This is a genomic window from Dietzia cinnamea NBRC 102147 (assembly GCF_001571065.1).
Classification (GTDB): domain Bacteria; phylum Actinomycetota; class Actinomycetes; order Mycobacteriales; family Mycobacteriaceae; genus Dietzia; species Dietzia cinnamea.
Map to the genome: position 1 here is coordinate 1 of NZ_BCSW01000076.1, position 9,086 is coordinate 9,086.

Genomic DNA, 9,086 nt, shown 5'->3' on the forward strand with positions numbered 1-9,086 from the left:
CCGTACTTCGCAACAAGGGTGCGCTCGACAGCGTCGTAGACCTTCCCAGGGTCGTGGTGGACCGACAGGTTCTTAAAGCGGAGGAATACATCAACATCCTTGCCCGGGTACCGGGCGGTCTGCCGGGCATAGGAGCCGATCAGGATGGTGTCGACGCCCCACGAGCACAGTTCCGGGTCGGCTTCGAGCAGCGCGCGGACCTCCGTATGTGCCGCAATGGCACGGTCGCGCTTGACGCCACTGATGGTGACATTGCGAACTGCCTGGCCGAACTCGTTTTCTAGCGTCTCCACGGGTTCCATCCTCTATCACTCACCTGACTCGGTACCGCTGACCGTATGCGGCATGAACGCATCCGTGTTTCCAAGATCAGGGCCTCCGATGAACCGGGGCCTCGACGACACTGTCAGTGGCAGCAACCCACGCAACCATGTCGCGGGACTCGTCCTTCTTGACTCGGTCCAACCGGCACCCCCTCTTTGGAAACGCGGCTGGCCACCGGAATTGCGACCGGCCAGCCCCGTACTGGACGAGGTGTGATCAGTGTAGGAGCAGAGTCCGACAGCTTTGCGAAGAAAGTCGGGACTACGACCCTCCGGCAAACGGCGGCGACGGCTCGGCCATCATGACTGACTGCAACGTACGAGACTGGGCCAAAGACTCGCGGCCACATCGCCGATACTGTTGGATTCCGTCAAGTCTGCGGATCAGGAGAGATGAGTAGATCCCGCTGTCCGCGGCATCTAAGGGCCACTAGACCGCGAGTTGTACAAGATGTACTATTGGCGTCATGGTGACCACGACGCTCAGCAACTTCCGCGCCCATCAGAGCAAGGTGCTCGACGCCGCACAGCGGGCGCCTGTGGAGATCCTCAGCCGTGGCAGCCGTCGCCGGGCCGTTGTCGTCTCGCCGGAGTTCTTCGACCGGGCACTGCAGGCCCTGGAGGATCAGGCCGACGTTCAGGGCGCGGCCGACGCTCGCCGTGAGGGCGGCAGCATCTCCCACGAGGAGCTCATGGCGGAACTGGGCCTGTAAGCCTGCGCGCCCCACTCACTGATGCCCTATTCGATCACCTATAAGCCCTCGGCCGCCAAAGCCCTCCGCAAAGTTCATCCCACCGAGCAAAAGCGAATCGTCCGCGCCATCGAAGCCCTCGCGGTGACACCGCGACCGCCTGGCGCGATTCAGCTCGCCGGAGGCGACGGCGAACTCCGAATCCGCGTGGGCGACTACCGCATCATCTACGACATCGAAGACGACGCCCTCGTCGTACTTGTGCTGCGCATCGGCCACCGCGGCGACGTCTACAAGTGACTCCGTCCCACGCCAAGTCGCCACCGGGCGTTCGAGGAGGCACCACTCGCCGACGCCGATAGGACGCGTTTCGACAATCCGCAGCCGCACGGCTCGCGATGGCAGGATCCAACGCCTAAGCAGACAAGCCGAAGCTGCTAGAACTGCTCGTTACCCAGGGTCTCGACGCCACCAAGGGCGGCCCACTAACGGCATGAAAATCATCCAGTCACCGACTGCACCGATATGCGGGAACACCCGTGGGGCAACGCGGCCCGGCCACCAAGAGTTCTGCCAGCGGGAAGGCGACCCAGAACAACAGGAGCAGCTCAGGCCGGCACGACCGGCAGCACGGCCAACCATCAATCGGGCTCAACCCACAATTGCCGGCGAATGCGAACATGGAAAGTTCGCAGTTCAGACGCTGGTTGCCAACTCCCCCTCGTCACAGGGCGGGCTCGTCACGCGGCTAGGCGCCCGTGCTCGATGCTCGCACCGGACTTGCCTACTCACGATCTCTTCGGTGGCCGACACCATCAGCGGTATATACCTCGATCCGTTTCTGCCGACGACGGTTTTTACCTCTGGCGAAACTACTCAGGAAGTGCGTTTCGAATAGCTGCCTCGATAAACTCAGACACGGTCTCCCCTTGTTGGATGGCCGCGATCTTCGCTCTCCGGTACACCTCAACATCAAGCGCTAGAGATGTCTTCGTACGCCGAGGACCGGCCGGACGTGCGGCTTCAGAAGCAGAGAACGTTTCCGAGACCGGCCGGATGGGAGCTGCGGCCCGTGGGCGCAAACTACGGCTCACCGGTTCCGATTTGCCACTCATTTAGTCACCTCAACGATCTCGTCCATCAGGTCTCGATAGCCAAAGAAGCTTGTTGGACATGTGCCGAATGACTGGCGTATCGCCTGTCGCTTCCCAATCACATTCTCGAATACGAACACCCCTTCCGATTCAAGGGCCTCCTTTGTGAGCTCGAGCAGCTTAGTGCCGAGCTCAACGCTCGTGAGTAGGACACCAGCTGGCTTATGTGCAGCAGCCTCCAACGTCGGCCAGACGCGCTGGAGGTCCAACCCAGACGGCGCAGTGGGGACCACGACAACATCAGCCGCATCGATCGCGGCCTGAATGATGTCAGCAGCACCCGGAGGCGTGTCGATCACTGTGATGTCGCTACTAGATGCGCGCGAAAGCGTGATCTTGTTCGCGGGCGAGACTTGAAACGGCAAAGGCGCACTCCCCTCCGTCGCAATCTCAGCCCAACTAGTGGCCGACCCCTGAGGGTCCGCGTCTAGCAACTCAGTCGACTTGCCCTGCGCGCTCGCGACCGTCGCTAGGTAAATGGCGGTGGTCGTCTTACCGACGCCACCCTTGGTGTTAACTACCGCAATCTTCAAAACCCGCTACACCTCGATCTTCTTATACCGTGATACCGCTGTACCTATTGTGGTCATCACCTTGATACCAAAACTGCAGCACAGGAGCGCGCTAGCCACGCCGAACATCCCGAAATACCTTTGGACCGATAGCGGTACATCAGTAATCACCGTTAGACCGGTACTGGTGTTGCGGTGTGCACCGGTGTCGGTTGTGCGGTATATACCGCTACGGATGTGCCGCAGCCGCTGACCGCCGACAGAGCCGTAGGCGGCGCCAAAAACTCCACCTCACCTAGGCGTGTCGATAGGATTTGTGGCGCCAAGTGTGGGAGTTTTCCTCCCATGGCGACGAAGCAGCGGGGCCCCGGGCGACCGTCATTCGGCGAGCGCATGCGCGTGCCCGTCCGTATGGCCCCTGAGGTGTACGAGGCACTTCGGGTGGAAGCCAGGTCTAGAGGCGTCTCGATGTCTCAATACTTGGCTGACCTCGCCGCCATCGATCTTGGCCTGCCCGAGGCCGTAGTTCCACCTGCAGATGAGGAGGCAATTTCAGCGTGAAGCGGTGGCCGGCCCGCGCCCGGCCAACAGTTGAACACCCCGCAACCCTGAAATGACTGATCCCGGCCCACTGGCAGGTGGACCGGGATCGAAAGTCAAGAGTTCGAGTTACCGCTCAAACTCGGTGTTGCTCACCAATTAGGAGAGCTGTGCTTCCAGGCACCTCTCAGAGTAAGTCATACCCATCGGATGGTCCAGTCGATCCAATCGGCGTGTCTCGCTCTGACCGCGACAACGTCATATCCCTCGATTCCACCTGGTGGTGGGACTCTGTGGTGTGCGCGTGGAGTCCGCGCCCGTATGTGCGTGTCGACTCGCACAAGGCGCATACCTTCGCCGCCACCAGGCGTCTCACCGACGGCGCGCCGGGGGAGGGGACGCCTTTCGCCCTGCACTTGACCGATGAATCGGGCAAGTTTCGGCTCCTCGCGCTCGATTTTGACGCTCACCATGCTGGCTCAACGGCAGACACAGACCTCGCAGCGTGCACGGCTGCCTTGACTGCCGCGGGCATCGAGCACCTGGTGTGCTCGTCAGGACCTGGTGGGGGATACCACGTATGGATCCGGCTGAGCACCGCCGTCTCCGCGCAGCGGCTGGCACCGATCCTCGACGCTTTCAGCGCCGCGTGGCCCTCACTTGATCGGGGCCCGCTGTCCAATTCGCGCACCGGTTGTGTCCGCGCCCCGGGCTCGCCCCACCGCGCCGGCGGCACATCGATGCCCCTGACAGATCCGCATATCCGCCCGGTGTCCCTGCGGGCGTTGCGCACGCTGCTCACGCAGCTGACACAACCCCCTCAGAGCAAGGGCGCCTCCGCCGCCGGTGCTGGGATCGCGCCGGTTCCTGTGCACGTCGATGTGCAAGGCCATCCGTACCTGGCCGGGCCCAGACGCCCCCTGAACCCACAGATTCGTGCCCTTGCCCGCGCCCCGATCAGTGCCCGCACGGATGCCTCCGCGGTGGGGTGGTCGGTCCTGTTGGCCTGCGCCCACGCTCGAATGCAGTACCGCGACCTGCACGAGGCTGCTTTCACTGACCGTTGGCCCGGGTTGGAGTTTGTGCGGACTAGCCGCACCAGTGGCACCGAGCGCACCCCCCGATTAGACGCGACCGCCGAGCTGACGCGCCAGTGGGCCAAAGCCGTCACCGCAGCCAGCTACGCCCAGCGCAGCACTGCAGGACCCTCACCCACCCGCCAAGCCGCGGAAGCAGCCGTCGCCGACCTGCTCACTCGCATGGACGCCCAGCCCGGCCGGTGGGCTGGCAAGACCGGAGCTCAGGACCGCCTGGTGCTCCTGGCCCTGGCCGCCCGCACCCTCGCAGCCGCGACAGCGGAGGTGCACCTGTCCGAGCGCGACTGGGCCCTGGCCGCCGGCCTGACCAGGGACACCGTCGCCGACCGGCTGAAAGCGCTTGTCCAGCAGGGGTGGGTCGCCCGCGTGCAGCGAGCAGCCGGCCCCTGGGCGGCGGTGTGGTGGATCGTAAGACCCGGGGGCGGGGAACGAAGAAGTGGCGCAGTATTTACCCCGGAGATGCAGAGCCAGCTTGACGCTGAGCTCGAGTGCGCCCGTGAAGATATCTGGCACGCCCGCCCCTTGGGGGTGTTGGGCATGCGCGTGTGGGCCCACATGGCCGCTGGCCGCCTATCGGTGCGTGAGCTGGCGACCAGGCTCGGGATCTGCCCGGCGACGGTGCGCAGCAAACTGCGCGCACTGCGCTCTCTGGGTCTGTGCACCGCCGATGGCCGCGTGTACCGGAGTCGGTCGCGGCTAGCGCGAGCGGCCGTTGCTGCTGGTGTCGACGGCGCGCACGCCGATCGGGTGCGCCTGTACCGGCTGCATTCGGCGGTGTTCGTGTGGTGGTTCACCACCCGGCACAAGCCGCAGCGCTCCGACGCGCTGGCCGAGTGGGGCGAATTCCCCAACCCTGATCAGGCGGAACAGATCCACCCGACCGACATTGCGCTGGCCTACGGCGCCACCTCGACCGGCCCGCCAGTATCAGCCACCACCTGGGGCGCGGCGATGGCTGCCCAAGATCTTCATCGCGAGGCCGATCCCGACAGTTGGTGGGAGCTGGTCGCCGCGGCCCGCGCGGCACTGCCCGCCCCGGACATGCTGCTCGCCCCGCACCAGTGGGCTCGCACCGCAGCCTGACCATTGGCGCCTGACGAGCAGGGGCGAGTCACCACAAGTCGGGGGAGGAGTCGGTCGATGGCCCCCATGGCGAGCTCGTCGTGGGGTGAGTGTCCGGGTCGGGTTCGTGTTCTGCGGTGCGGGAGTCGAGGTAGGAGGCGACAAAGTCCTCGGCAGTGAAGGACGCTGCACGGGCTACCGCCTGGGCGGCAGGATCGGCGGTGAGGGTGCGATGGGTCTCTGCGAGCCAGGTGGTCAGTTCGGTGTCGCATCCCGGCATCGCGGGTGGGGGAGTGGGCAGAGCTGTGGTGTCGGTGGACTCGCGAGTCGCGTGACGTATCCGGTGGGCGATGACAGAGCCGGGCTTGTTGGCAGTGTCGAGGGTGTCGGTGGCGTTGTCCCATTCCTCGCGGGGGTCGAGGCCCCTGGTTGCTGCTTCGGTCCACGCGCCTTCCAGGGCCTGGTACTGGTCGGGGTCTGCCTCGAGCTGGTGGGCGTAGGCCCGGGGGAGCGCGTCGATGTAGGCAGGGAGGGTGGCGGCGGCAAAGTCTCGGGCGGCGAGGTCAACGCCGTGGCGGTAGAGCTGCTCCAGCCGTTCGTCGCTGGTGGCGCTCTCGTACTCCTGGCGCAGGGTTTCGGTGGCCGAGGCCTGGTGGGTGTCGCGGGCCAGCACGCCAGCCAGCACCTCGTCTGCGGTTGGGGCTTGGTGGTCGCCGGCGGAGTGCATGTGTGCGTCCTCGGCGCCCGTGTCGAGGGTGGGTTCGCACACGGCGTAGGCGCGGTTCTCTTTCTTGCCGCGGGTCATGGCGACGTACAGGCCGGCCCGGTCCACGCCAGCGTCGATGACGGCGTGGGTGACATCGACAGTGGCGCCCTGGGCGCGGTGGATGGTGGCGGCGTAACCGAGGTGAATGCTCTTGGCGGCGTAGCTGGCGGGGATGAGCATGGCCTGCCCGGTGGAGGAGTCGCGCACCCCCAGTGACCCGTCGTCAGCGATGCCGGTGACGGTGAACAGTTGGCCGTTGATGACCCGTCCGAGGTAGGTGCGGTCCTCTGCGTACAGCTTGGAGTTGGTGCGGGCGATCACGGTGTCGCCGACACCAACCGTGTCCCCGCGAGCGACCCTGGTGGTGCGTGCGTCGTCGACTAGTCCGTGGGCGATCCGGTCGGCTCGGATGACCTCGTTGAGGGTGTCGACATCGGTGTTGGTCGAGGCGATGATCAGTGCCTGGCGGCCAGCGGCTGTGTCGGCGAGGAACGCCTCGGCGGCGTCGGTGAGCATCTGCTCGCGGTGCCCTCCGGTGATCCAGCCGCGCTCGTTGTAGAGAGCCAGTGCGCCGGGATCGCCGTCGCGCAGGCCCAGGGTCGCGTCGGCTTGTTCGGTGTCTGCGCCCATGCGCATGACCTCGCGCAACTGAGGCGTTCCCGGGGTGCGGGTCAGGTCGGCGAACAGACCGCCGGTCTCGACTGCCGCGAGCTGTTTGGGGTCGCCGATCAGGCGGAGGATGGCCCCGGATTCGGCGGCGATCTCGGTCAGTGCTGCGAGGTTCTCGGTGCTGGCCATGCCCGCTTCGTCCACGAGAAGCATGTCCCCAGGTTTGATCGTGACCGGCAGTGCATCGAGGGTCTTTCCGGGCAAGGTGGGGTGCTTGCCCATCCAGGTGAAGGTCAGAGAGTCGATAGTGTGACAGTCGGTGCCGATGTCGCCCGCGAGGACGCTGGCCGCTGCCGCGGAGGGAGCAAGGCCGATAACCGACCGGCCGGTTTGTTGCCAGGTGCGGGCCACGACCTTCATGGATGCGGTCTTGCCGGTCCCGGCCGGACCCACCCCGGCGGCCAGGAGCGTTCCGGCACCGATGAGGTGCTGCGCCAGAGCGGTCTGTCCGGCATTGAGGGACCAACCCTCGGCGTCCTCGTGTGCCTTCAGCGCACGGTCGAGATCAGCGCGGGTAGCGATCACCGCGACCGGGGTGCCAGTCGCTACCAGGGTGGCGGTCTCGGCGTCCAGCACCGCCTGAGTGGTGTACTTCTCGGCGCCTGCGTGCCGGTCAATGCCGGCACCTTCCGGCCCGGTCAACGCACCTGGAAGGTCCAGACTCTCCGGCGGGGTCAGCTGCACCACGAGCTCTCCCATGGCGGTAGCCATGACCTGTTCGTGCGCCCGGTCCAGGGCCTCGGCGCCCTCGAATCGGTAGCCCTTGAGCAAGGTGGAAACGGCGGTGTTGATGTGGGAACGGCGGAACTGCGCACGGCGTGCGGTCACTGCCGCCACCGCCTGCTCGGCCACCTGCCGGGCGTGGACCTGGGCGTCGAACAGCTCCCGCGACACCTGGCTTCGGCCCTGCCCGGTGACCTCCCCAACCACGCTGTCCACCGCGTGCGCACCGACGACGTTTTCGGCCATCTGCCGCCAGGTGGCGCGGTGTTCGGCCAGTGATTGGGCGGGCTTCTTGGCGTCGCGGGTGTCGAGGATGGCCTTCTGCCACAGGGCGTAGGACGCCCGCTGCGAGGGTTGCCGGTTGTTCTTCTCGACGTACTGCGCGACGAGTCGGTCGTAGACCGGGCGGGCCAGGGTGCGTCGGGAGGAAAACGCCTCAATCAACCGGCGGTCGATCCCAGAGATCTCCCAGATCGGAGCCTTGTCTGGGTGGGGGTAGTGGGCCTGGAACTCGACGCCCATTCGGCGGGTGAGCTTGTCGTGCAAGATCGCGTCATACCGGGCCGAGATCGCCTGATGCATCTGATGGATCGCGCGAGAATCCAGCGACAGCCACCGCCCGCCAGGGCCTTGGACCTTGTTGGCCAGCAGCACGTGAGAGTGCAGGTCCGGGTCCCCGCACCGGGTATCGAAGTGGGTGAACTCGGAGGCGATGATCCCGCCGGTTTTGACCTGCTTGATACCGCCGGTCCCGACGCGCGTGTAGATCGCGTTGTTCTCGGCCCAGGCCAGTGCTTCGGCCACGGCTTCGTGATGCAACGCAGCCACACGAGAGGCGGTGTTCTCATCGGCCAGCGCCCACAGGACGCTGACACTTTTCACCGGAGAGAACGTGAAATCGAACCCTGCGACCGCCTGGCGCACCTGGTCGCGCTCCCGGTTGACCCACGCGATGACGTCCTTGCCGGAGGCGTGCTCGTAGCCGAACCTCTCCGCGTAATACGGGCGTGCGGTGCCCTCGGCGATCTGGCCTCGTTCCTCGGTGGTGGGGCGCCGCCCTTCGACTGCGAGGAACGTCTTTTCCGCGGCGGCGATGGCTTCCAGAACGTCCACGCCGCCGGTGTAGAGCGGGAAGCTCCGGCCCAGCTTGCAGGCCGCCAAGGGTTTCCCATCGTCCATCATCTGATCGGTGTCCGGGTGCAGACCCTCGCCGTACAGGGCGGCCATCTGCGCCTCGGTGACGACTGAACCAGAGGCCACGGAATGGGAGTTCAGCCCGGCCAGTCCACTACCGATCCACCGTCCCGGCGGGGTGCCCTTGGCGGCGTAGTAGTCCGACAGAGCCAGTCCCTGCGGGTCGGCGTCGTGAGTGGCCACCGAGCGCAGCAGGTACTGGTATCCAGTACCCGCATGGACCGCCCGGAGACTCATCACACCGGCCAGCGTATGCGCGCCGGGACGGCCGCGTCTACGCGCCAGCACGCGCGCAGCGCTGACCAGCGGTTTTCCCTCCTTCACTAAGAGTGCCTACTGTGTGTGGCGGTTTAA

5 protein-coding genes and 1 pseudogene are annotated in these 9,086 nt (G+C 65.7%); 3 read left to right on the top strand and 3 right to left on the bottom strand.

Translation table 11 applies throughout. From position 1 onward, the window contains the following. Positions 1–293: pseudogene (locus DCI01S_RS15295) on the bottom strand (nucleotidyltransferase domain-containing protein); the annotation flags it as partial. A 497-nt stretch (positions 294–790) separates the two neighbouring features. On the opposite strand from DCI01S_RS15295, the gene DCI01S_RS15300 reads away from it, so the two are divergent. Beyond that, positions 791–1,036 (top strand): type II toxin-antitoxin system Phd/YefM family antitoxin, encoded by a 246-nt coding sequence (locus tag DCI01S_RS15300; protein ID WP_033098516.1) that lies wholly within the window; start codon positions 791–793, stop codon positions 1,034–1,036. 21 nt (positions 1,037–1,057) lie between these two features. Continuing rightward, entirely contained in the window at positions 1,058–1,315 is a 258-nt protein-coding gene (locus DCI01S_RS15305) for a type II toxin-antitoxin system RelE family toxin (protein WP_032375740.1), read from the top strand. Between the two features lie 811 nt (positions 1,316–2,126). Here the strand turns inward: DCI01S_RS15305 and DCI01S_RS15310 are convergent. Continuing rightward, entirely contained in the window at positions 2,127–2,702 is a 576-nt protein-coding gene (locus tag DCI01S_RS15310) for a nucleotide-binding protein (protein WP_007633959.1), read from the bottom strand. Between the two features lie 1,601 nt (positions 2,703–4,303). Here DCI01S_RS15310 and DCI01S_RS15315 point away from each other — a divergent pair. After that, positions 4,304–5,401: a hypothetical protein gene (locus DCI01S_RS15315; protein WP_146776296.1), complete on the top strand. Its 1,098-nt coding sequence runs from the start codon at positions 4,304–4,306 to the stop codon at positions 5,399–5,401. Positions 5,402–5,429: 28 nt separating this feature from the next. On the opposite strand, the gene mobF is transcribed toward DCI01S_RS15315, so the two are convergent. Continuing rightward, positions 5,430–8,969, bottom strand: coding sequence for a MobF family relaxase (mobF, locus tag DCI01S_RS15320; protein WP_061230024.1), 3,540 nt, complete (start codon positions 8,967–8,969; stop codon positions 5,430–5,432). Positions 8,970–9,086: the final 117 nt, after the last annotated feature.